The following is a 23,628-nucleotide window of genomic DNA, read 5'->3' as shown; positions in this document are numbered from 1 at the left end:
CAACCGCGTGCTGGCGGAGCTGCGCCGCCTCGGCGGAACGGCGGGGACGGCCAGCGAAGGCGAGATCGTCCGCGCCCAGGCCGATCTGGCCCGCTGCGGTCTGTTCGGCCAGCCGGCGTCCTGCGTGCCGCTGGCGGTCCTGCGCCGGGCCCGAACGGCCGGCATTGTGGCGGAGGGCGAGAGCGCCGTGCTGGTGATGACGGGCGGCGGACTGAAGTACGCGGCGGCTTTTGCGGCGCACCGCCTCGAGTGGCGCGACTGCGATCTTGCCTCTTTGCCGGCGTATCTGAAATGATCCGCCCGAAACGGGGCTCGTCCCGGAAAGGCGCCTTTGATTTTTGCGGACAGGCGGAGTTTTGTCTCCCGACGTGTCAGGGAGTATAATATCCTAATCCGTTCGAAAAGAATATTTCAAAAAAAGCGAGGACTTTTTTCATGGAACAGTCGAAGAATCCCTGTCGCTTGATCCTCCTCAGCGCACTGCTCTGGGGGCTTTTTGCGCACGGCATGATGCTGCTCAATAAATTTTCGTTCCACGACGACGCCAAGCTGGGCTTCGGTCTCGGCGCCACGGTGACGTCGGGACGGTGGATGCTCGAAGTGCTGAAGCGCGTCACCGAGTTCGTTTTCGGCGGCACGCTCTACAGCCTGCCGCTTTTCAACGGCCTGTTGACGCTGATTCTGGTCGGGCTGGCGGCCTGCATGACGGCGAAGATCTTCCGGCTGCAGCGCGTTTACAGCTGCGTGCTGCTGGCGGGAGTGATGGTGGCCTTTCCGGTCGTGACGGCGATGATGGGGTACATGTACACGGTGCCCTATTACATGATCGGCCTCGACCTGGCCGTGGCCGGCGCCTGGCTGATCTGCGACGGCGACCGGCGGCACTGGTACCGGTTGCCGGCGGGGTGCGTGCTGGCGGCCTGCGCGGTGGGCGTGTATCAGTCCTGCATTCCCATCGTGCTCAGCGTCATGCTGCTGCACATGATGATGAGCCTGCATTATGACGCTTCGGCGCGGCGTTTCGATTTCTTCTGGCGGGGACTTTCCCTGGCGCTGGCTTGCGCGCTGTTCATGACGCTGTACCTGGCGGCGAACTGGCTGAGCCTGAGGGTGGCGGGCGCGCAGCTTTCCGATTACGAGAGCATCAACACGTTCGGCTTCGGCGGCTGGAGCGAGTATCTCGACCGCGCGGCGCGGGCTTACCGCGAGTTCTTTCTGCCGCCGCCGATGAAGATGCGCGACATGTATCCCACGGCGTCGCTGCGCTGGCTCTATCAGGCCGTGCTGTGGTTCGGCGTCCTGCTCGGGCTGGATCGTGCCGCTCAGCTGTTCCGTCACAAGCCGCGCCGCGGCCTCGAGTTCCTGCTGACGCTGGCGCTGCTGCCGCTGGCGGTCAACTTCATTCACGTCATGGTGGACGTGAAGATGATCCACTCGCTCATGGTTTATTCCAAAGTCTTCGTCTTCGTGGGGTTCATCTGCCTGCTGGAAAACGCCGCGCTGGACCGCCTCCATTACCCGCGCTGGATCTACCGCGGCGGCGTGCTGCTGATGTTCTGCGTGACGGTGCTGTACTGTCACTTCTCCAATATCTGCTATTTCAAGGCCAACTTTCTGCAGAACCAGGCAATCGGCTACTTCACGCGGCTGGCGACGCGCATCGAAAGCGTGCCCGGCTATTCGCCGTACCTGCCCGTGGCTTTTCTGAACGACGACGACAAACAGGATTTCAACGCGCCCGTGATCCCGGAATTCGAACGCATCCGCCTGATTCCCTACTTGTTCAACGAGAAGTCGCCGCTGATCAACAACTACGCGTGGAAGAACTTCATGCGCATGTGGTGCGATTATTCGCCGATCGTCATCGAGAACGTGAAATCCTTCGAAAAACTGCCCGAGGTGATGGCCATGCCGCGCTACCCTCTCGAAGGCTCGATCAGGGTCGTGAACGAGGCGGTCGTCGTCAAATTTTAAAGACGGCACGCGGTGCGAAAGGAGCGATAGCATGACCGAGAAGAGACGGGGAAGACGGCCGCTGTTTTCCGTGGCGGTGCCGTTTTACAACGAGCAGGAGAACCTGAGGACGTTGTACGAGCGCCTCTGCCGCGTCGTCGGCGGCGTGGGGGACTGCGACTTCGAGCTGCTTTTCGTGGACGACGGCAGCACCGATTCCTCGCTTGAAGTTGTGCGCGCCCTGACGGCGCAGGACGCCCGCGTGCGCTACCTGAGCTTTTCGCGCAACTTCGGCAAGGAGATCGCGCTGTCGGCCGCCATCGACCACGCGCGCGGCGACGGCGCCATCTTCATGGACGCCGACCTGCAGCATCCGCCGGAGCTGATCCCGAAACTGATCGAAGGCTGGTTTGAAGGCTACGACGACGTGTACGCCCAGCGCCGCACGCGCGGCGGCGAGTCGGCCTTCAAAAAACTGACGGCCAAGCTGTATTACCACGTGCTGGCGCGCTCGACGCGCATTCCCATCCAGATGGACGCCGGCGATTTTCGTCTGCTCAGCGCCCGGGCGCTGGCGGTGCTGCGTCGCATGCCCGAGCACCAGCGCAACATGAAGAGTCTGTACAGCTGGATCGGCTTCAGGAAAAAAGCCGTGCCCGTCGATCAGGAACCGCGCCTGCACGGTGCAAGCAAGTTCGGTTTCTTCCGCCTGCTCAACCTAGCGCTGGACGGCATCACCTCGTTCACGACGGCGCCGCTGCGTCTGGCCACGATTCTCGGGGCGCTCTGCGCCGCCGTGGCGCTGCTTTCGTTTTGCTGGTTCCTGATCCGCACGGCGGTGTGGGGCAATCCCGTGCCCGGCTATCCCTCGCTGTTCTGCGGCATTCTCTTCTTCGGCGGCGTGCAGCTGCTGGGGCTGGGCGTCATCGGCGAGTATCTCGGCCGCGTCTTCATGGAGACCAAAGGACGCCCGCTTTACGTCGTCGCCGAGAGCAACCTGCCCGGCGAAGCGTCGGACGAGCCGCGTCCGGAGCGCGGAGAGGCGCGGCATGACTGAGACGGAACGGGAACGATGCCGTGAAGTCGGCAGCTACCTGTTTTTCGGCGTCCTGACTACGATAGTCAACTACGTCAGCTACTACGCGCTGACGCGCTGGCTGGGTATGGGCGTGACGGCGGCGACGGCCTGGGCCTGGGCGCTGGCGGTGCTGTTCGCGTTCGTGACCAACAAGCTCTGGGTCTTCCGCAGCCGTACGCGCGGACTGGCGGCGCTGGGGCACGAGCTGGCGGCCTTCGTGGCGGCGCGCCTCTTTTCCGGCCTGCTCGACGTGGCCATGATGTGGCTGTTCGCCGAAAAGCTGGGCTGGCCGGACATGTGGGTGAAAATCGGCGACAACGTGTTCGTCACGGCGCTCAATTACGTTTTCAGCAAGCTGTGGATCTTCCGCGAGCGGGCGTGACGGAAAGCCGATGCTGATTCTTTGCTGATACTAAATTTTCAATGAAAAGGGCTCATTGAAAATGCCGCGCTTTGTGCGGCCGTGCCGCAAAAAACATGCGTCACGCGATTCCATGCGATTCTCGACGCGCCGTTGGCGCTCTGAAAAGGGCCGGAGAAACTTTGGCCTTTTAACGAAAACGAGTATGAAACGACGCGAGCGGTCCCCGGCGGCAAACAGCGGCCGGGGACCGCTTTTGCAGGGAGCGTCGGCTGATAAAAATCGGTGATTTTGTCACAAACGCGGTGATTTTTTAGAGTATAATAGGGAACACGAAACCGAATTCCGCAAAGGGGGAAGCTACCGTGGACGAAATCAAAAATCCCAGAAAGCCGCTGATTTATTATTACGTGATCGCCATGCTCGTGCTGATGCTCTTCAACCTGCTGGCCAAGCCGTGGATCATGCGCGCGCAGATCGACGAGGTGGATTACGGCACGTTCATCAGGATGACCGAAGAGAAAAAGATCGGCAAGGTCAACATCGAGGAGAATCAGATCCTCTTCACCGACGCCGAAGGCAAAAAGGTATACCGTACCGGGCCGATGGAAGACCCCGGGCGCACGGAGCGCCTCTATCAGTCGGGCGCAAAGTTCTCCAGCGAGATCGTCGAGCAGGCGTCGCCGATCGTCAGCATGCTGCTGTCGTGGGTCGTGCCGCTGCTGCTCTTCTGGGGGCTGGGGCAGTACATGCAGAAAAAGCTCATGAACCGCATGGGCGGCGACTCGATGATGTTCGGCATGGGGAAGAGCAAGGCCCGTATCTACGTCAAATCGACCGAGGGCATCAAGTTCTCCGACGTGGCCGGAGAGGACGAGGCCAAGGAGAACCTGACGGAGATCGTCGAGTATCTGCACAATCCCGGGCGCTACCGCGACATTGGCGCGAAGATGCCCAAGGGCATTCTGCTCGTCGGGCCGCCCGGCACCGGCAAGACCATGCTGGCCAAGGCAGTGGCGGGCGAGTCGAACGTGCCGTTCTTCTCCATGTCCGGCTCCGAGTTCGTGGAGATGTTCGTGGGCATGGGGGCCTCGAAAGTGCGCGATCTGTTCAAGCAGGCCAAGGAAAAAGCGCCCTGCATCGTCTTCATTGACGAGATCGACGCCATCGGCACGAAGCGCAGCGGCAACGTGATGGGCAACGACGAGCGCGAACAGACGCTTAACCAGCTGCTCACGGAGATGGACGGCTTCGAGGACAACACGGGCGTGATCATCCTCGCCGCCACGAACCGCCCCGAGTCGCTCGACCCGGCCCTGACGCGCCCCGGCCGCTTCGACCGGCGCGTGCCCGTGGAGTTGCCCGACCTGAAAGGCCGCGAGGACATCCTCAAGGTGCACGCCAAAAAGATCAAGCTCGAGTCCGGCGTCGATTTCAACAAGGTGGCGCGCATGGCTTCCGGCGCTTCCGGCGCCGAGCTGGCCAACATCGTCAACGAGGCGGCGCTGCGCGCCGTGCGCGACGGCCGCAGGGAGGCCACGCAGGCGGACCTCGAAGAGAGCATCGAAGTGGTCGTCGCCGGTTATCAGAAGAAGAACGCCATCCTCACCGACAAGGAAAAAACGATCGTCGCCTACCACGAGATCGGCCACGCCTTGGTCGCCGCCATGCAGAGCCATTCCGCGCCGGTGCAGAAGATCACGATCATCCCGCGCACGTCGGGCGCCCTCGGCTATACCATGCAGGTGGAGGAGGGCAACCATTACCTGATGAGCAAGGAAGAGCTGGAAAACAAGATCGCCACGCTCACCGGCGGCCGCGCCGCGGAGGAAGTCGTCTTCGGCTCCGTGACCACGGGCGCGTCCAACGACATCGAGCAGGCTACCAGGCTGGCCCGCGCCATGATCACGCGCTACGGCATGAGCGACGATTTCGGCATGGTGGCGCTGGAAACGGTGACCAACCAGTATCTGGGCGGCGACGCCTCGCTGGCCTGCGCGCCGGAGACGCAGTCGCTGATCGACAAGAAGGTCGTGGCGCTCGTCAAAGAGCAGCACGAAAAGGCCCGCAAAATCCTCGCCGACAGCCGCCGCACGCTTGACGAGCTGGCCAAGGTCCTTTACGAACGCGAGACCATCACCGGCGAAGAGTTCATGGAGATCCTTCACGCTGTGCCCGCGCAGTCCTGACTGAAGAAAACGCCGCGAAAAAATTCCCGGAAGGCTGTGCGCCTTTCGGGAATTTTTTTGCGCGCGCCGTGCGGCGCGTTTCGTCCGGAAAAATCGCCGAATTTTTTTTGAATCAATCGTGACTTTGATTTTCAATGACCTGTTTTAAGGTTATCAAAAGAAGCTGTATCAATCGATCTGATTAATTTTAAATGAATTAGCACTCAACGCTTGACAGTGCTAATAAGAGTGCTATAATACACTCAGAACGAAGGAGGAGGGAAGAAGCGAACGCCCTCCGGACGTTCTGGCATCGTTAATATAGAAGGCGGCCCCGCACGGGTCCGCCCGATCTCAAGGAGGAAATAAAAATGATGGTACCGAGCATTTGGAACGACAATCTGTTTGACGAACTGGACAACGTGTTCAACGATCCCTTCTTCCGCAGGGGGCCGCTGTACGGGCGCCGGGAACGGAACATGATGAAGACCGACGTGCGCGAGACGGAAAACAACTACGAAGTGGATGTCGATCTGCCCGGCTTCAGGAAGGAAAACGTCAACGTCCAGCTGCAGAACGGCTATCTGACGATCAGCGCCGCCAAACAGCACTCCAAGGAGGAGAAGGACGCCAAAGGCGCCTTTATCCGCCAGGAGCGTTACGAGGGCAGCTGCTCGCGCAGCTTCTACGTGGGCGACAACATCAAGAAGGAAGACATCAGCGCCAAGCTGGAAGACGGCATCCTGCGCCTGACCTTCCCGAAGAAGACGGAAAAGGAACTCGAACAGAGCAAGCTGATCGAAATCGAATAGGTGCTTGCGCACGCAGGCCGCCGGGATTCGCTCCCGGCGGCCTGCTGTATTTTTTGGAAAAAGGCGCTTTCGAAGCGGCATTTTCGATGAACGTCGTGCGGGCGATTGTTCATGAATGCCATGCAACCGGTTTCACATTTTCTGTGCTATAATTCCGGCAGGATCAAAATTCACCCGGAGGTGTTTGTGTGATGGCTCGAAAAGAACTGGTGTATGGAGTGGACGACGTCCCGTCTCTGCCGATTTTGCTGCTGGCGGGGGCGCAGCATGTGCTCACGCTGTTCGGAGCGACGACGCTGGTGCCGCTGATCTTCGGCCCGGCGATGGGGATGACGCCGGCGCAGATCGGATTTTTCATTTCCTGCGTGTATTTCGCCATGGGGGTGTGCACGCTGATCCAGACCAGCCCGTTCGGTTCCGGGCTGCCGATCGTGCAGGGTTCGAGCTTCAGCTTCATCCCGCCGATCATGACGATCGTCGGCGTTTATTCGGCGCAGGGCACGAGCGTGATCCTGCAGTACATCGGCGGGGCGCTGATCTCCGGCGGCGTGTGCCTGGTGCTGCTGGGGCAGTTCGGGCTGATCGGCCGGATCCGCCGCTTCGTCGGCCCGATCACGGTGGGCACGACGATCATGGCCATCGGTTTTTCGCTGGCGGGCACGGCGATCAGCGGCAACGCCGCCGGGTACTGGCCGGCGTCGCTGGCGGTGGTGGCGCTGATTTTCCTGTTCGGTCTGGGCGTGAAGGGGCGTTACGTCAACATCTTTTCGGTCCTTCTGAGCGTGGTGATCGTCTGGGGCGTCTGCTTCGCGCTGAGCCGGGCCGGCATGTTCCAGCCGGGGCATCCCGTTTATATCAGTCTTGACAACGTGAACGCGGCCAAGTGGTTCCAGTTCACCGGCTTCATGCCCTGGGGCATGCCGAAGTTCAGCACGGTGGCGTTCGGCGCGATCCTGGCGGGGTTCTTCTCGGTCATTCTCGAAAGCATCGGCGACTACTTCAACGTCTGCAACGCGGCCGGGCTGCCCGATCCGACGGAGCAGCAGATCAGCCGGGGCATCCGCGCCGAGGGGCTGGGCTGCATCTTCGGCGGCCTGACGGGTGCGGTGGCCTGCACGAGCTATACCGAGAACATCGGCCTGATCGGCCTGACGGGCGTGGCTTCGCGCTGGGTGGTACGCGTCGGCGCGATCCTGCTGATCGGCATGAGCATGGTCGGCAAGTTCGGCGCGCTGGTGGCCACGCTGCCAGGGCCGATCATCGGCGGCTGCTACATCGCCCTGTTCGGCACGATCGGCGCGCTCGGCATCCAGGCGCTGACCCGCGCCGACATGCAGAAGCAGCGCAACGTGATGATCGTCGGCTTCTCTTTCCTGATGGCGCTGGGGCTGCCTGGCTGGGTGGAGGCGCAGAAGGAACTGTTCTTCGGCTGGGGCATTCCCGGACAGATCCTCTGGGCGATCGGCAAGACGTCGATGGCGGTGGCGGGCGTTTCGGCCTGTCTGCTGGACAATCTCATCCCCGGCACGCGCGAGGAGCGCGGCTTCAGGGACTGATCGCGATTTGACAAGGCCTTGTTGAACATGCTGCGCCGAAACCGTGCGGTAAAAAACATGCGGCGAATCCATGCGTTATTCGCGCGGGGGCGCTGTTAAAAGGCAAAATGAAAAACGGTACCGGCACGACGTAAAACGCGGCGCAAAACGGCAAAAGCTTTTTCGCGCCGCGTTTTTGTTCAAAGAAAACCTCCGGCTATGCCGGGGGTTTTCTTTGAACAAAAATAGCGACCATTGTTTTGATGGTCGCTATTATAAGAAAAAACTATAGTTTTGTATAGGAATAAGAAATTGATTTTACGTCGTACACACTTGTGCCAGTGCATTTGAAAAGAGAAGGGTTGAAAACTGCTAAATTAGCGCCATTTTTACACATCGTGCTTATGTATTCGATTCCATCATATCCTCTGCTGCGTATATAATCACTAATATACTGTGTCGGCAAATAATCGAGAGCGTTATCATTTCGCAGGGGTTTTGCAATTTCTTGTGAAATCATTTTAAGATGCTCAATGTTCATGGCATACTGTATAAAGTCAAATCCATAATCAATGCCAATAAACGGACTAATATGGTCAATACCTGCGAGGTTGATGACCTCAATGTCCTTTTGAAGTTTGAAACGACCAACTGTGACAAAGTCATATACACCTGCCCGGATTTCGTACAAGGTCGTTTCTGTTGAGTCAGAAAGATAAAGGATACTGATACCCATTGGATTTACACGTCCGCCTTTTGCCTTGTTATCTGGAGGGGCCCCCATTTCTGTTTTCATAAATCCTTTTTCGTCAGGGCATATTCGTGAGCGATACATTACTTCGCCTTTATGATGGAATTTTACAGCGCATCTCAGAAATATAAACAGCTTGTCCGTATTGATATAGTCGCCGTGAAAACGGTTCTTGCGCTTAATTCCCTCGACGAAGTCACCCCAGCAATTATTCTTTAGAATTGAGTTTTCCTCTAAATAATCAAGATTCTGACACTGCTTAATAGCAACAGGACTATCAAATAATTCTGGCTGATCTTTATATCTGTTGGCGCAAATTGTGGTGATAAGCCGATATGCTCCATCAGGTTTTAAATTAAAAATTCGGCAGTTATTGCAAAGAATGTTCTTTATAAGATCTGTCTTCTCACGTGGAAAATCGGCAGATAAATCTGATACTGGGGTATAAATATCTAACAATCCATCAAAGAGCTCTGCTATAATGGAATCTTTCCCAATTTCATATACATGGATATTATGACTCCCGCAGAAATCGCAATCGCCAGTTGTTTTGTTCCCATCTATAATTGCTTTGATTTCTGTGTCAGCAAAACAATTACTGCAGCAGAACATACGCATTACCCCTCGCTAAGAATTTACCCATCAACTCCAGGTGGTGCATCAGCGAGAGTTTTTTTACTGTCCCGAGTCCTGGATAAGACTGCTGCTCGTGATGCTGTAAAAAAGTTCGGAGACCTGAGGTCATCTCAACAGGGTGCGGACCAGCATTGTACCACGCAGCCAGCTTTGATACTGCTTCGTAGAACTTCAAAGCAGGGTTTGTGATATCCTCGTTGGAATCCGAGACAAAATGCCTAACACGTAAAGTCTTGTCAGATGTAAAATACACTATATGAATAGCTACCGCATAGGGCGCAAATCCAGCTTCAAGGTACTCATTGCCAACTACTGAATAGTCAGAAAAACCGATAAAACCATCTTCTTTATAGAATAAATGGTCGTCAGAAAAGAATTCATCTTCGCTTTCTTGATAATCTGCGTTTCTACCTTGCCTTTCGAACTTGTCATCAAGTAAAACTTTATGATGACGTACTTTACGCCTGAATACACTCTCATCCGGCATCAACACATAGCGGGGGACCTCTGTTTCGAATGTGCTCTCGTATAGTTCTAAATAATCTCGATCAGTATTGATAACAAGCAAATCCGATTTATTAACGTTTTGTTCATCCCAAAGCTCAAGCAAAACTTTTGCATTTTCCTGCATTATAAGTGACTTAATTATAGTTGAATCCTTATATTGCTCTGAAAAACGTTGCTTATACGCAGCTTCTTTTGATTGTTCTTGAACATCTTGCCAATCAGACATAAAAGTACCCACTGCGGGATTTCGTATAATCGAAATGGGATGTCCGATCTTAATAAACTCCGCCATCACATTTACAAGGGTAGGGGAGAGTTTTACAGGTTCAACAATGGGAGTAACGGAATCACCCAAGAGATTATTTGTCGCTAGCTCGCGTAGCGCAAGCAACTCGTATTGCCGGCCTCGAACATACGGGAAATACATAGATTATCCTCCATATTTTTGATTTAAAAAGCCATTGATGGCTTGCCAGTCAGATATCGATGGACTGGCAAAGTATATTAGGGATTTTAACTCGTATGGTATCTTCTTAAATTCATTAACTCTAATTCTGTTGCGCTTCTTAAGCTGCTTAAGAGCCATCCCATAGGCGCGTACAATTGGAATCTGCGAGAACTGCTTTAGGCATTCGCCATAATAGAACACCTGCGAAGCAACGGGGAGTTTGCCAAAATATTGTAACAAGATGTTTTCATACTCGCGTTTGTGCAGTATCTTGAAAATGGCTGTATGATCAAGTTGTGAGTTATTTTCTTCTGGTTCTTTCCGCAATTTTGTGCTGATTGTGTTCTGGGGAGTAAGCACATAAATACCTACCTGTGTACCTTGGAGAATATTCACTGCACGTTCATATTGGCTTTCTGACGTAACAACACATACATGATTAAAAGCCTTAAAATAATCTCGCAACTGAGTGCCAAGACGATCAAAGGAGTCAAGATCTGTCTTTATCTCATATACAACTGCTTTGCCGTTAATTAAAATAAAATCAGCTTTCGATTTGCAAATTGGAACTTGTGTCAATGCTGTTGTAGTATTTACGCTGTGCTTCCCAAGCAAAAGTTTGTTGAGTAACGTGTTTTGATAGAAATATTCATTGCGGTAGGCTTTTGACATAAACTTATATATTTCACTTATCAAGGCTCCGTTGTCTCTGTTCCCCGGGGCACTTACAAAACGTTGAATTACGGCTCCATAAGTGGTATCGTTAAAATTAGAATTAACCATGCTAAAGAGAAAATTTTGGGTAAAGAACCGATTTAAGATTAGATTATTTTCTGTCAAATCATGCCCCTCCCTTCGATTTAGTTACAACTACATTTTATTGTATCATATCAGTCAAGCTCTTGGTTTTCTGGTTATATCGGGGCCCAGGACAATCGTTTACGAAACAAGCAAGCCCGTAGGCACCAGCCCCAAGACCTGCAGAGCCGTAGGGATGCCAAGCCCGCAGAGCTTTCGTTTGCTCCTCATCCCGCATTTGCACGTGCTGCAGGTCTTCAGCATCTGTAAGGCGAGTTTCCGCAGAATATTCATCACTTCGGCCGCGTTCTTCGCTCTCGCTCGCCAGTCTTCAAGTCCTTCGAACCAGCTCAGGTCGTTGGAGAGGTAACATTCTCTTCTCTCGATGCGCCCATGATCCTTCTCCAGGGTGCTGGCATACTGTCCTTTGGCTTTGAGTTCTCTTGTGCTTCTGTCCTGCAGTTCGCTGTGCAGGTGCCAGATGATGTCGTCGCGCAGTTTCTTTTGATTGCCTTTGACGGCGAGGACGTAATCGCCTCCCTTTTCGATGATCTTGGCGGCGATGTTCTTCTGCGTTCCCATGGCGTCGATGGTGACGACGGTGTCTTTGACCTGAAAGAGTTCCAGCAGTTCGGGGATGGCTGTGATCTCGTTGCTCTTTTCGTCGGTTTTGATCTGTCCGAGGACTAACTGCATTCGACTGGCAAAGGCGGTGAGCACATGACTGGCGTTCTGTTCGGCACTGCCGCTGCGGCATATGGTCTTGCCGTCGATGGCGACGGTCATGCCCTTGCTCTCCACCAGCTTGCCCAGGTGGACGTACAGCTCGCTCATCCAGGCGCTGAAGCGTTCGGACAACACGCGGGGATCGAGGCGGCTCAACACCTTGCCAAACGTATCGTGAGAAGGGGTGCCGTGGCGGAAGTCGCAGAACGGCGCCAGATATTTCTTCTGATGATCGACAAACATGGCCATTTCCGTGGAGGTATCCATGTTGCAGATCACGGCCAGCACGCTGACCAGAAGGATATTCTGGAGCCGATAGTGGATCGCGTTGCCTGTGCGGAAGTCTTCGATTTCTGCCAGCAGTTCCAGAAATGTCTGGTTCATTCTCGTGCCTCCTGTCGGTGTTTTGGGGCGTTTTCGGTGTTTCTTTGTATTCTACCGCAGGGAAGGTTGCTTGAGATTAAGAGAGACGTGCTCTTCTGGGGGACGTTCTTTCCTCACGGGCTTAGCGATTGTCCTGGTATGGGGGATGCCCGTGGTGTCGGACGGGGAATAGTTTCGTGAAGAAGAAAAGAGACATAATAACACAATATGAAATGTCCTGTTTTTCAAAGGCTTTTAGGCACAAGCCATAAAGGTTTGTGCAGGGATAGGGGCGTTTTTTTGCAGTTTCAAGTCCCTGGAATCAGCTAGAGGGATATGCTCCTCGGGGCAATCCTCTTCCTTTGTCATGCCGTAAATTTTAGGTGTCGAAGCATTTTCACACATATTATACGTGCTATTTGCTCCGACCTTTGTGGCTTTATAATAAATGTTAGTGGAAGGCAAACGATAATCGCTTGCCTCCCACTAACATTTATTATAAAGCCTTTTTACCTTGCGAGCAGGCGGGCCGATGAGGCGTATTCGCGCGCGAACGCGGCGAAATCCATATCGAGCCCGCGGATCTTGCGCAGGATGCGCGCGAAGAGCTGGACGCAATAGCGGCAGTCGGCCAGCGCGCGGTGGTGCCCGCCGGCGTCGAAGTCGAAGAAGCGGCTCAGGCTTTCCAGGCTGTAGCTGTTCAGCCCGGGAAAGGCTTGCCGGCTCAGCCTGAGCGTGTCGAAGACGGCGGGGCTGTCCCATTGGAGGCGCTGCCGCCGCACGACGGGGTTGAGAAAGCTCATGTCGAACGGCGCGTTGTGCAGCACCAGCGGCGACGGTCCCACGAAGCTTACGAGCGCGGCGACGGCGTCGGCGGCGCTGGGCTGGCCGCGGACCATGGCGTCGTCGATGCCGTGGATGGCGGAGACATCGCGCGGGATGGGACGCCCGGGATCGACCAGCATTTGGAAAGACCGCTGCGAACCGTCGGGAAAGATTTTCAGCGCGGCGATCTCGACGATGCCGCAAAAGGCGGGACTCAATCCGGTGGTTTCGATGTCGAGGGCGGTAAAGCCCGTCCCGGCGATGGAGAGAGGCATGGCACGCCTCCTTTCTGTTCGGTAGAAGCGGACGGCCCGAAAAGAACCGTCCGACGAGAAAAAGTCTAGTGCAAAAGCGCGCGCTCTGTCAAGAGCCCGCGACAGAGTTCGAAAAAGCGAAGGTCCCGGGGAATGGATTTTCCATCCGGGACCTTCGCTTTTTTGAAAATCTGTACCGCCGGCTTTCAGGAACGTTCCGGCGACGGCTTGCGCCGCGCAGCGGCGCTTTGTTTGAGCGCCGGCGTCAGCGCTTCGACGGGGCAGGCGTGAACGCAGCGGCCGCAGCGGATGCATTCCGCGCCGTTGGTGCCGTGCGGCAGCTTCAGCGTCATCGGACAGACCGCGGCGCAGCGCCCGCAGGCGACGCACTTTTTCTCGTCGAAACCGTAGCGGAACAGGGCGATGCGGTTGAAGAAGCCGTAAAAAGCGCCCAAGGGGCACAGATATTTGCAGAAAGGGCGAAACGACTTCATCGACAGGACGATGATCGCAACCAGCAGCGCGCTTTTCCACGTGAACAGCCAGCCGGCCGCGCCGCGCAGTTTTTCGTTCAGGCTCAGCAGCGTCCAGCCGCCCATCAGCGTGCCTGAGGGGCAAATGTACTTGCAGAACCACGGATAGCTGACGCCGGTCAGATCGTCGCGCGCGAAAAGCGGCAGGATGACGACGAACAGCGCCAGCACGACGTATTTCAGCCGCCTCAGGGCGCGGTCGCCGGGCAGGTCGAGCCGCTTGCGCCCGAGCGGGATCTTGTACAGCAGATCCTGCACCAGCCCGAACGGGCAGAGCCAGCCGCATACGAAGCGTCCCAAAAGCGCCCCGAACGCGAACAGAAACCCCGCGACGTACAGCGGCAGCCGCGGCTCGAACCCCGTCAGCATGGCCTGGAAGGAGCCGATCGGGCAGGCTCCCAGCGCGCCCGGGCAGGAATAGCAGTTCAGCCCGGGGACGCAGATGTTTTTCAGCGGCCCTGTGTAGATCTTGCCTCTCAGAAAGCCCGCCAGATAACCGTTGGTGACCGCCGTCCACAACAGCTGGACGGCCTGCCGCAGCCGCCCGCTCTTTTCCCGGCCGCTAGCCAATGCCCACGCACTCCAGACAGATCTTGACGGCTTTCTGGAACACGGCGAAGTTCTCGCCGCGCCACAGTCCGGCGGCGATCAGGACGGCTCCGGCGAGCAGGCACGCCCAGCCCGCACCGTATCTTTTCATTATTTGGGCTTCGCCAGCATTTCGCGGATGATCTCCCGCCACTGCGCGGCGCTCCGCGCGCCCGTCACCTCGCCGACGATCTCGCCGCGCCCGTTCACGAAAAACGTCTGCGGGATGGCGCTGAAGTCGCCGAGATATTGCGCCAGACCATCGTCGAGCAGCAGATGGAGGTAATCGGCGCCGGTGCGCTCGACCAGGTTCTGCGCCTTTTGGATCTGCGTCTCGCTGCGGCTGCCGGTCATGTCGAACCAGTCGTAGAGCAGGCCGATGATCTGCACGCCTTCGGGGGCCATTTCCTTCGCCAGCCGGCCGAGGTCGGGCATCTCGTGCAGGCAGGGCGGGCAGAACGTGCCCCAGACGTTGAACATCGTCAGCGACGCCTGCTGGAAGATCGCCTCGTCGTGAGGCTTCCCGTCCAGAGCCGCGGCCTTGAACGCTCCGATCTTTTTCGCCGCGAAAGCGGACGAGGCCATCGTCGCCAGAATCGTTACGACAAGCAAAAACTTTTTCATCATTCCGTTTCAATCCTTTCCGTTGTGGAGCGCGCCCGGCATTCCGCCAGCAGCGCTTCCTGTTCCATGTCGGCGCGGATGCCGAACCGCGTCAGGACAAAATCGTAGCGCGTCGGGTCGCACGGCGACAGGCGCGCAAAAGCGCGCGTCGCCTCCAACGCCGTCTTCAGGTCGGCCGCTTTGCGCCGCGTGAAGCGCAGCGAGCGGCACACCGCGTACATGTGCGTGTCCAGCGGCACGATCAGCTCGGCGGGGTCGAGGCCGCTCCAGCCGCCCGGGTCCACTTCGTCGCGGCGGACGAGCCAGCGCAGCATCAGAAAATGCCGCTTGCAGGCGCTGCCGCGCTGCGGACGGCTGAGCAGGCTGCTGGGGCGCCCGTTTTCCAGTTCGGCGACGAGGGAATCGAGCGCGCCCGTAAGCGAACCGCATTCCCTCCGGGCCGAGAGGAGACGGCCGCCGAGACTGCCCCAGCGGGAGACGACGCGCCTTGCGCCGCCCAACAGCGCCGCGACGTCGGCTCCGTCGGTGAAGCGGTGCCGGAACGACGCGAAAACGTCGCGCCAGTGTTCTTCGCCGTACCGTTCCACGGCCGCCCGCGGCGACGGGCCGAGCGCCTCGAGCACGGCCCCGACGCTTTTGAGGATCGTCGCCACGCGTCCGTAGGCCAGCGACGAGGCGACGAGCGCCGCGATCTCGCGGTCTTCGGGCGCTTCGTAGCGGTAAAGGAACTGCAGCGGGTCGGGCGAGACAAGCTCGCGCCGGTTGCAGCGTTCGTACAATTCCTCGAGATACAGCGCCAGTCTCTTGTGCCGCGGCGTCATGACGTCATCTCCTCATGATTTCCGAGTCATTATATCATAATTCCGCCGGCCGGAAAACGCGCCGAAAATCCGCGCGCTGTCCCCAGTATAGAGGAAGCGAGTCTCACGTTCCGTGACAAAGTTACGGAGGGAAAAATCCGCCGTCAGTCGAACAGGTAGCGGCCGCATTTGAGACAATACTTTTTGCGGTCGCCGAAGGCGCAGTTTTGGCACAGCACGGCGGGAACGCCTTTGCCGAACGTGTAGGCGCCGCATTTGACGCAGTACTTCCAGCGCTCGCCGAAGCCGCAGTTTTCGCATAGCCGCGCCGGGACGCCTTTGCCGAACGTGTAGGCGCCGCACTTGATGCAGTAATTGCGGCGGTCGCCGAAGGCGCAGTTCGTGCAGAGCTGGGCGACGGAGCCGCGTCCATGAGCGGCGGGGGCCGCGAGCGCGAGAGCTGCGAGACAGAGCAAAATCGCTTTGCGCATGAACGGAACCTCCTTTCCCTTTACAGTCCGAGAACCCTGTCGATCTCGGCGCGGCGGGCGTCGAGCTTGGCGCGCGCGCTCGCCTCGTCCGTGTCTTTGACGGAATAGTAGATTTTGATCTTCGGCTCGGTGCCGGAAGGGCGCACGGCGAACCACGAGCCGTCGGCGCAGAGGAACTTCATCACGTTCTCGCGCGGCAGTCCGTCGAGCCCCTGCGCGTAGTCAAGCGTTTCCGCGATGTCTTCGAAGCGCGCGCCGCCGCGCAGTCGTGCCATCATCGCGGCGATGCGCCCGGCGCCGTCCTTGCCCTTGAGCGTGTGCGAGTCCTGAGCGTCGAGGTAGTAGCCGAAGCGCGCGTACAGGCCGTTCAGCTCGTCGATCAGCGTGCGCCCCTGCGACTTGGCCGCGGCCGCCATCTCGCAGATCAGCATGGCCGCGACGACGGCGTCTTTGTCCTGGGCGTGCGTGCCGGCCAGGTAGCCGTAGCTTTCCTCGTAGCCGAACAGGAACTCGCGCTCGCCGCTGCGCGCGAACTCGGTGATCTTCTCGCCGATGTACTTGAAGCCCGTCAGCGTGCGCAGCACGGTCACGCCGCGGCTCTGCGCCACGCGGGCTCCCAGCTCGCCGGTGACGATCGTGGTGATCATCGTCGACTTGGGCGTGAGGGCGCGGTGCGAGAGCACGAAGTCGGCCAGCAGCGCGCCGATCTGGTTGCCCGAAAGCAGCCGGAACTCGCCGCCCGCGGCGACGGCGCAGCCAATGCGGTCGCAGTCGGGATCGGTGCCGATGACGACGTCCGCGCCGATACGGCGGGCCAGCTCGATGCCCAGCGAAAGCGTGCTGCGCTCCTCGGGATTGGGCGCCGCGACGGTGGGAAAATCGCCGTCGGGCCGTTCCTGCTCGGCGACGACCCGCACGTCGGTGAAGCCGCAGCGTTTCAGGATGGCGCGCACCGGCAGGTTGCCCGAACCGTGCAGCGGCGTGTAGACCACTTTCAGCGTGCCCGCGTTCCGCTGCGGCACCGACTGGCACTGCACGGCGTCGAGAAAAGCCTCGACGGTCTCCTGCCCGATCCAGGCGATCAGCTTCTCGTCGCCGGAGGGGATCTGCGAGAGGTCGGCGGCCTCCACGTATTCCGTCAGTTTGGCGGCGGGGGCGGGGCAGAGCTGGCAGCCGTGCTCGTCGTAAACTTTGTAGCCGTTGTATTCTTTCGGGTTGTGACTGGCGGTGATGACCACGCCGGCGGCGGCTTTGTGGTGCTTGACGGCGAACGACAGCGCGGGCACCGGCTCGAGCTGCCGGAAAATCTTCACCGGCACGCCGCAGGCGGAAAGCACGCGCGCCGTTTCCAGCGCGAATTCCGGCGAGCGGTGGCGCGAATCGTAGGCGACAACGACGCCGCGCCGCCAGTCCGCGATTTCCGCCTTGAGATAGCGCGCCAGCCCCAGCGTGGCCTTGCCGACGGTGCAGCGGTTGAAGCGGTTCGTGCCCGCGCCCATGACGCCGCGCATGCCGGCGGTTCCGAATTCGAGGTCGCGATAGAAGCGGTCTTCGATCTCCTTCTCGTCGCTCAGCGCCGCCAGCTCGCGCCGCGACGCCTCGTCGAGCCACGAAGCGCCAAGCCATTGTTCGTATCGTTCGCGATAAGTCATGGGCAGTCCTCCGTCGGTTTAAGATTTTGCAACGGCGGCATATGGTTCACATGGAACATGTGCCTTCGCCGCGCAAAAAGAGATTCACGTTTCCAACCTGATTTTAATTGAACGGCGTCGGCCCCGCAAGTTGCGGAAAACCACAAATCGGAAACGGGGCGATACAAAACAGCCCGCGCGAATAAATTTGCGCGGGCTGGAAATTTATTCTGATTCAGCGGCACACGTCCAACGCCAGTCCGGCCAGCGCGGCGACGCCGTAGGCGAAGGCGCTTTCGTCGACTTTGAAACAGGACGAATGGAGCGGCGCGTTATCCTTGTCCCTGAAGCCGACGCCGAGACGGAACATGACGCCGGGAACTCGTTCGGTGAAAAAGGCGAAATCCTCGCCGCCCATGGAGCAGTTCTCGAAGGCGACGATGCGGTCTTTGCCGACGACGCGCTCGGCCACGGAGACGAGCCGGTCGAACATGCCGTCGTCGTTGACCAGCGCCGGCGTGCCTTCGCGGATCTCCACCCCGGCGCAGGCGCGCAGCGCTTCGGCCGTCAATCTGGCGACGCGCGGGATGGCTTCGAACAGGTGTTCCCGCACCCGGGAGCGGACCGTGCGGATCGTGCCCGTCATCTTCACGTCGGGGGCGATGATGTTGCTCCTGACGCCGCCGTGGATCGTGCCGATCGTGACCACCGCCGAGTCCTGCGGCGCCACCTCGCGGCTGACTAGCTGCTGCAGGGCCGTGATCACCTGGGCGCCGACGGCGATCGGGTCGATGCACAGCTCCGGATAGGCGCCGTGTCCCTGCCGGCCGATGACGTCCAGCGAGAAACTGTCGGACGAGGCGTTGAACGCGCCGCGGCGCACGCCCAGCGTTCCGGCGGGAATGCCGGGAAAAACGTGCAGCGCCGCCACGCAGGCGGGCGGATCCTTTTCGTCCAGCTCGCCCGCGGCGATCATCTCCTTGGCGCCCCGGCCGGTCTCTTCGGCGGGCTGGAAGAAAAATTTCACCGCGCCGCGGATCCGGTCGCGCACGCCGCACAGCACCTTGGCCGCGCCCAGCAGCACCGCCGTGTGAACGTCGTGACCGCAGGCGTGCATCACGTTTTCGTGTTGCGATTTGAACTCCACGTCGGTCAGCTCCGGTACGGGCAGCGCGTCCATGTCGGCGCGCAGGCCGAAGACCGGGCCGGGCCGAACGCCCCTGACCAGCGCTACGACCCCCGTTTTGCCGGCGCGGCGCACCTCGTCCGCGCCCATCTCGCGCAGCATCCTTTCCACGAACGCCGACGTTTCCACTTCCTGACCGCTCAGCTCCGGATGGGCGTGAAGATGATGGCGCCACGCCGTCACGTCGCCGACGACCGACGAAGCCAGTTTCAAAAGATCCATCGTTTATGCCTCCCTGTCATGTTCCATGCAATGGAAAAGCGGAAAAACAACTTTGCCGGGACGTTTTTCCGCTTTCATTCGCTCGCATTTACCAGCCGAAGATCTGCATCAGCGTGACCGTAATGCTGCCCATGAGGAGCTGGACAAGCAGCATGGGCAGGAACCAGCGCACGTACTTGCCGTAGGCGATCCCCGCCAGGCCGAGGACGCCCATGAGCACGCCCGAGGTGGGGATGAAGCAGTTCGTGAATCCGTCGCCGAACTGGAACGCCTGCACGGCCACCTGGCGGCTGATGTTGCTCAGATCGGCCACGGGCACCATGATCGGCATGACTGTGACCGCCTGGCCGGAGCCGGAGGGAATGAAGAAGTTGATGATCACGTTGGCCAGGAACATCAGGTTGGCCCCCGCGACGGCGCTGACTTTGCCGATGGGCATGGACAGGTAGTAGACGATGGTGTGGATGATCTTGCCGTCCGTCATGACCACCGAGATGGCGCGGGCGAAAACGATCACGAAAGCGGCGTACGTCAGACTGGACATACCCTTGGTAAAGGCCTTGAACGTCTGATTCAATCCCAGCCCGCCGATGAATCCGGAAGTCAGCCCCATGATCAGGAAAACGGTGGAGTAGTGGGAGATGCCCCATTTCCAGTTCAGCGAGCCGTAAATGATGAAGCCGAAACTGAGCACCACGATCAGCGCGCAGACCGACTGCCGCCAGGTCATCTTCGCGTTGGCCGCGAGAACGCCCGCGTCTTCCGCTTGCGCCGGCGCGTTCGGATCGTAGACGAGGCTCTTCGCGGGATCTTTTTTGATGCGCCTGATGTAGATCAGCACGAAGGCGATCGTCAGCGCGATGTTGAGAACGTGCAGCACCACGCGGATGCCGAAGCCCGAGGTGATGGGCAGGCCGGCGATCTCGTTGGCGATGCCGACCGTGAACATGTTGGCCCAGCCCACGTTGAAGCCGGCATAGGAAGCCAGATACATCATGGCGAAGCCGACCACGGCGTCGTAGCCGAGGCTCTTGGCCAGCAGCACGCCGACGGGGATCAGGGCGATGACGGGATTGGCGAAAACCCCCACGGCGCCGCCGATCGACATGGCGATCATGATGACGACCACGGCCCAGATCTCCTTGCCCTTCAGCATGCCGACGATGCGTCCCATGCCGGCGCGGATCGTGCCGGTCTGTTCGATCACTTCGACGGCGCCGCCGATGAAGAACACCATCGACATCATCACGGCCGACTGGATCATGCCCTTGGTGACGGCGTTGAAGATGTCCCACAGCCCCTGGGGATTGCTTGCCACCTGATGATAGGAATCGGCGATGACTCGCTTGGTCTGCGGATCGACGTCGTACACGCCGGCGGGGATGATCCACGTCAGCGTCGCCATCACGGCCGTGAGGACAAACATGAGCGCGAACGTGTGAGGAAGCTTGAGCGCTTTGTTCTGGACTGCCATTGCGATCCCTCCTGAAAATGATATAAGACCAAAGGGTTTGTTTCGGTAAATTACCATAACCGCCTGAGTTGGGCAAGTACAAGAAGAATAAATAAGTTTAATTTTCTGAAAAAACGGCGAGGGCGATCTTCCGCCGATGTCACCGTCGGGAACGCACCATTTCCAGATGTGCGCTCGGCGAGAAACAGCCTGAGAAGAAGCGCGGCTCGTCGGATTTTTTTTCGACCGTTCGAAAAAAGCTTTTATGCGCGTTTTCCGCGGAGCCACCGCGTCGTTGGCACTGGCGTTTTGTCTGTAATGTCGGACATTTTCGCGAAAATGCCCATGGCAGATCTGACCGACTTTCTCTAATATAGGCACAAAATATATTTCCCCATCCCATGGCGAATATATTTCAAGCGGTGTGCTGTAAGGGCGGCGCCCGCTATTCCAAAGAAAAAAGAGGGGTGTTGTTATGAAAGGCTACGCGATGCTCAAAATCGGCGAAGTCGGCTGGATCGAGAAGGACTGTCCGGTTTGCGGTCCGATGGACGCGATCTGCAAACCGCTTGCGTTGGCGATCTGCACTTCGGACGTCCATACGGTTTGGGAAGGGGCCATCGGCGAACGGCACAACATGATTCTCGGCCACGAAGGCTGCGCCGAGGTCGTGGAAGTCGGCTCGCTGGTCAAGGATTTCAAGCCCGGTGACCGCGTGCTCGTGCCCGCGATCACGCCCGACTGGAACTCCCTTGAGGCCCAGGGCGGCTATCCCATGCATTCCGGCGGCATGCTCGCCGGCTGGAAATTCTCCAACTTCAAAGACGGCGTTTTTTCCGAGTACTTCCACGTCAACGACGCCGACGGCAATCTGGCCCTGATCCCCGAGGGCATCAACACCGTCGACGCCTGCATGCTTTCCGACATGGTCCCGACGGGATTCCACGGCGTCGAATTGGCCGACGTGCAGTTCGGCGACATCGTCCTGGTCATCGGCATCGGCCCGGTTGGCCTGATGGCCGTGGCCGGCGCCAACATGCGCGGCGCTTCGCGGATCATCGCCGTCGGCACGCGCCCGGTCTGCGTCGCCGCCGCCAAGAAGTACGGCGCTACCGACTTCATCAGCTACAAGAAAGGACCGATCGAGGAACAGGTCTTGGAGCTCACCGGCGGCAAGGGCGTGGACCGCGTCGTCATCGCCGGCGGCTCTGTGGAGTCGTTCGAGCCGGCCGTCAAATCCCTCAAGCCCGGCGGCAAGATCGGCAACGTCAACTACCTGGGCAGCGGCACCTACATCAACATTCCCCGCGTCGAGTGGGGCGTAGGCATGGGCCACAAGCAGATCAACGGCGGCCTGATGCCCGGCGGCCGTCTGCGCATGGAAAAGCTCGCCCGCCTGATCACCTCCGGCAAGCTGGACGTCGCGCCGCTGTCGACCCACGTCTTCGAAGGCTGGGAACATCTGCCCGAAGCGCTGCAGCTCATGAAGGACAAGCCCGCGGAGCTGATCAAGCCGGTCGTCAAGATCTCCGACTGACGGGACATCGCAAAAAAACAGGCCTGAGCTCGAAATTCAGGCCTGTTTTTTGCCGTGCGGAGGTGAAAACGTGAAAATACTGGTCATCTCCGGCTTTTTGGGAGCCGGAAAAACGACGTTCATCAAGGAATTGATCCGACGCACGGGCAAGAACGTCGTCGTCATGGAGAACGAATACGGCGAGGTGAACCTGGACAGCCAGGAGATCTCGCAGACGTCCGACGTCGACATCCTCGAGTTCGCCGAAGGCTGCATCTGCTGTTCCATGAAGGACGGCTTCGCCTCGTCGCTGCTGACGATCTCGTCCTCGCTGGATCCCGAGTGCCTTGTCGTCGAGCCGACGGGGATCGGCAAGCTGAGCAGCATCCTGGCGACGGCCAAAAAATACGAGTACGAGCGGATCAGCCTGCTCCGCCCGGTGACGATCGTGACGCCGCAGAGCTTTTACCGGTATCGGCGCGAGCATCCCGACATTTATCTCGATCAGATCGAAAATGCTTCGCGGATCGTCTTTTCCAAAGTCGAGAACGAATCGGCCGACGTTCTCGAAAAGATCGCCGCCGAGATCCGCGCGCTCAACCCGCGGGCCGAGCTCGTATGCCGCCATTACACGCAGCAGGATGACGCGTGGTGGAACGGGCTGCTGGAGGAAAAGCGCGGCGCGGAATGTTCCATGTGGAACACGGCAGCCGAAAGCGCCGCCCGCGCCTCGAAAATCCACGAATGCACGTTTGCCGAGGCACGCCTGCGCAATCCGGCGGAACTGATCGTCCTTTTGGAAGACGTGGTCCGCGGCGAACTGGGCGACATCAGCCGGGCCAAAGGCGTTCTGCAGTGCGGCGGCGAATGGCTGCGTTTCGACGCCGCCGATTCGCGCTACTGCGTGACCGGCGCCGAAGGCTACGCGCAGGAAACGCAGTGCGTCTTCATCGGCCGCACCGTCAAAAGACGGGCCCTTTTCGACCGACTGAACGCCGGAACATCCTGTGCGGCTGAGACGTGACGAAAGACAGACACAATCTGCCGCCGCGGCGCGAAGAAGACCGAAGAGCCGCTTCGCGGCAAAAACACGAGGACGGATTACCGGGATAAAAACCGGTCATCCGTCCTCGTGTTTTCATACTGTCTCAGCGATGTGCTTCCTTTGCGTCGTGGCGGTGGATTTTGCTTTCAGGACGGCTCATTCAGCGATGGCACGTCTAAAATTCTTCGTCATCCTCGCGCCGCGAGCCGCAGCGGGCGCAGCCGCCCTCGCAGGCGGGCGCCAGGATCGCCGTCAGGGCGGCGGGCAGCACCATGTTGGCGACGCCGTAGAGGTCGACGATCACTTCGTCGTTGATGAAGCTCT

Annotated in this window: 21 protein-coding genes and 1 pseudogene; 9 read left to right on the top strand and 13 right to left on the bottom strand. The window is 58.7% G+C overall.

Annotated elements, in window-relative coordinates; translation table 11 throughout:
* From HMPREF7215_RS06610 to HMPREF7215_RS06580, 7 genes and pseudogenes are all read left to right on the top strand, one after another.
* A pseudogene (locus tag HMPREF7215_RS06610) lies at positions 1-295 on the top strand (threonine synthase); the annotation flags it as partial.
* A 140-nt stretch (positions 296-435) separates the two neighbouring features.
* Entirely contained in the window at positions 436-1,974 is a 1,539-nt protein-coding gene (locus HMPREF7215_RS06605) for a glucosyltransferase domain-containing protein (protein WP_009164967.1), read from the top strand.
* 31 nt (positions 1,975-2,005) lie between these two features.
* Positions 2,006-3,010 (top strand): glycosyltransferase family 2 protein, encoded by a 1,005-nt coding sequence (locus tag HMPREF7215_RS06600; RefSeq protein ID WP_009164966.1) that lies wholly within the window; start codon positions 2,006-2,008, stop codon positions 3,008-3,010.
* Positions 3,003-3,413: a GtrA family protein gene (locus tag HMPREF7215_RS06595; protein WP_009164965.1), complete on the top strand. Its 411-nt coding sequence runs from the start codon at positions 3,003-3,005 to the stop codon at positions 3,411-3,413. Before HMPREF7215_RS06600 ends, HMPREF7215_RS06595 begins: the two co-directional genes overlap by 8 nt.
* A gap of 344 nt (positions 3,414-3,757) precedes the next feature.
* On the top strand, positions 3,758-5,581 hold the full coding sequence (ftsH, locus tag HMPREF7215_RS06590) for an ATP-dependent zinc metalloprotease FtsH (protein ID WP_009164963.1): 1,824 nt from the start codon (positions 3,758-3,760) through the stop codon (positions 5,579-5,581).
* A gap of 350 nt (positions 5,582-5,931) precedes the next feature.
* The gene (locus HMPREF7215_RS06585) at positions 5,932-6,372 is read left to right on the top strand and encodes an Hsp20/alpha crystallin family protein (RefSeq protein ID WP_009164961.1); all 441 of its coding nucleotides are present in this window, start codon (positions 5,932-5,934) and stop codon (positions 6,370-6,372) included.
* Positions 6,373-6,563: 191 nt separating this feature from the next.
* Positions 6,564-7,928 carry a uracil-xanthine permease family protein gene (locus HMPREF7215_RS06580; protein WP_040550746.1) on the top strand — a complete coding sequence of 455 codons (1,365 nt, stop codon included), beginning with the start codon at positions 6,564-6,566 and terminating at the stop codon, positions 7,926-7,928.
* 265 nt (positions 7,929-8,193) lie between these two features.
* On the opposite strand, the gene HMPREF7215_RS06575 is transcribed toward HMPREF7215_RS06580, so the two are convergent.
* The 13 genes from HMPREF7215_RS06575 to HMPREF7215_RS06520 all read right to left on the bottom strand — a co-directional run bounded on the left by HMPREF7215_RS06575 (position 8,194) and on the right by HMPREF7215_RS06520 (position 20,764).
* Complete coding sequence (locus HMPREF7215_RS06575; protein ID WP_040550745.1) at positions 8,194-9,270, bottom strand: RES family NAD+ phosphorylase; 1,077 nt, start codon at positions 9,268-9,270, stop codon at positions 8,194-8,196.
* Entirely contained in the window at positions 9,254-10,228 is a 975-nt protein-coding gene (locus HMPREF7215_RS06570) for a sce7725 family protein (RefSeq protein ID WP_040550743.1), read from the bottom strand. Before HMPREF7215_RS06570 ends, HMPREF7215_RS06575 begins: the two co-directional genes overlap by 17 nt.
* Before the next feature lie 3 nt (positions 10,229-10,231).
* Entirely contained in the window at positions 10,232-11,089 is an 858-nt protein-coding gene (locus tag HMPREF7215_RS06565; RefSeq protein WP_040550741.1) for a sce7726 family protein, read from the bottom strand.
* A 99-nt stretch (positions 11,090-11,188) separates the two neighbouring features.
* Positions 11,189-12,157 (bottom strand): ISAs1 family transposase, encoded by a 969-nt coding sequence (locus HMPREF7215_RS06560; RefSeq protein WP_009164956.1) that lies wholly within the window; start codon positions 12,155-12,157, stop codon positions 11,189-11,191.
* A 488-nt stretch (positions 12,158-12,645) separates the two neighbouring features.
* A complete protein-coding gene (locus tag HMPREF7215_RS06555; RefSeq protein WP_009164955.1) occupies positions 12,646-13,236 on the bottom strand; it encodes a 3'-5' exonuclease in 591 nt (196 codons plus the stop codon).
* A gap of 185 nt (positions 13,237-13,421) precedes the next feature.
* Positions 13,422-14,318 (bottom strand): 4Fe-4S binding protein, encoded by an 897-nt coding sequence (locus HMPREF7215_RS06550; RefSeq protein WP_009164954.1) that lies wholly within the window; start codon positions 14,316-14,318, stop codon positions 13,422-13,424.
* A complete protein-coding gene (locus tag HMPREF7215_RS13610; protein ID WP_009164953.1) occupies positions 14,311-14,448 on the bottom strand; it encodes a CD1871A family CXXC motif-containing protein in 138 nt (45 codons plus the stop codon). Before HMPREF7215_RS13610 ends, HMPREF7215_RS06550 begins: the two co-directional genes overlap by 8 nt.
* The gene (locus HMPREF7215_RS06545) at positions 14,448-14,963 is read right to left on the bottom strand and encodes a TlpA disulfide reductase family protein (RefSeq protein WP_009164952.1); all 516 of its coding nucleotides are present in this window, start codon (positions 14,961-14,963) and stop codon (positions 14,448-14,450) included. Before HMPREF7215_RS06545 ends, HMPREF7215_RS13610 begins: the two co-directional genes overlap by 1 nt.
* Positions 14,960-15,781: a TIGR02757 family protein gene (locus HMPREF7215_RS06540; RefSeq protein WP_009164951.1), complete on the bottom strand. Its 822-nt coding sequence runs from the start codon at positions 15,779-15,781 to the stop codon at positions 14,960-14,962. The genes HMPREF7215_RS06545 and HMPREF7215_RS06540 overlap by 4 nt, the downstream gene beginning before the upstream one ends.
* A gap of 143 nt (positions 15,782-15,924) precedes the next feature.
* On the bottom strand, positions 15,925-16,251 hold the full coding sequence (locus HMPREF7215_RS06535) for an adenylate/guanylate cyclase (RefSeq protein WP_009164950.1): 327 nt from the start codon (positions 16,249-16,251) through the stop codon (positions 15,925-15,927).
* A 20-nt stretch (positions 16,252-16,271) separates the two neighbouring features.
* Positions 16,272-17,903 carry a phospho-sugar mutase gene (locus HMPREF7215_RS06530; RefSeq protein ID WP_009164949.1) on the bottom strand — a complete coding sequence of 544 codons (1,632 nt, stop codon included), beginning with the start codon at positions 17,901-17,903 and terminating at the stop codon, positions 16,272-16,274.
* A gap of 214 nt (positions 17,904-18,117) precedes the next feature.
* Positions 18,118-19,290, bottom strand: coding sequence for a M20 metallopeptidase family protein (locus HMPREF7215_RS06525; protein WP_009164947.1), 1,173 nt, complete (start codon positions 19,288-19,290; stop codon positions 18,118-18,120).
* 88 nt (positions 19,291-19,378) lie between these two features.
* On the bottom strand, positions 19,379-20,764 hold the full coding sequence (locus HMPREF7215_RS06520; RefSeq protein WP_040550738.1) for a YfcC family protein: 1,386 nt from the start codon (positions 20,762-20,764) through the stop codon (positions 19,379-19,381).
* Positions 20,765-21,218: 454 nt separating this feature from the next.
* On the opposite strand from HMPREF7215_RS06520, the gene HMPREF7215_RS06515 reads away from it, so the two are divergent.
* Positions 21,219-22,280 carry an NAD(P)-dependent alcohol dehydrogenase gene (locus HMPREF7215_RS06515; RefSeq protein ID WP_009164945.1) on the top strand — a complete coding sequence of 354 codons (1,062 nt, stop codon included), beginning with the start codon at positions 21,219-21,221 and terminating at the stop codon, positions 22,278-22,280.
* Between the two features lie 70 nt (positions 22,281-22,350).
* Complete coding sequence (locus HMPREF7215_RS06510) at positions 22,351-23,283, top strand: CobW family GTP-binding protein (protein WP_009164944.1); 933 nt, start codon at positions 22,351-22,353, stop codon at positions 23,281-23,283.
* Positions 23,284-23,628: the final 345 nt, after the last annotated feature.

This window comes from Pyramidobacter piscolens W5455, from assembly GCF_000177335.1.
GTDB classification, from domain to species: Bacteria; Synergistota; Synergistia; order Synergistales; family Dethiosulfovibrionaceae; genus Pyramidobacter; species Pyramidobacter piscolens.
Note: the sequence above shows the minus strand (reverse complement) of the source record. Positions and strands in the feature narration are given on the sequence as shown.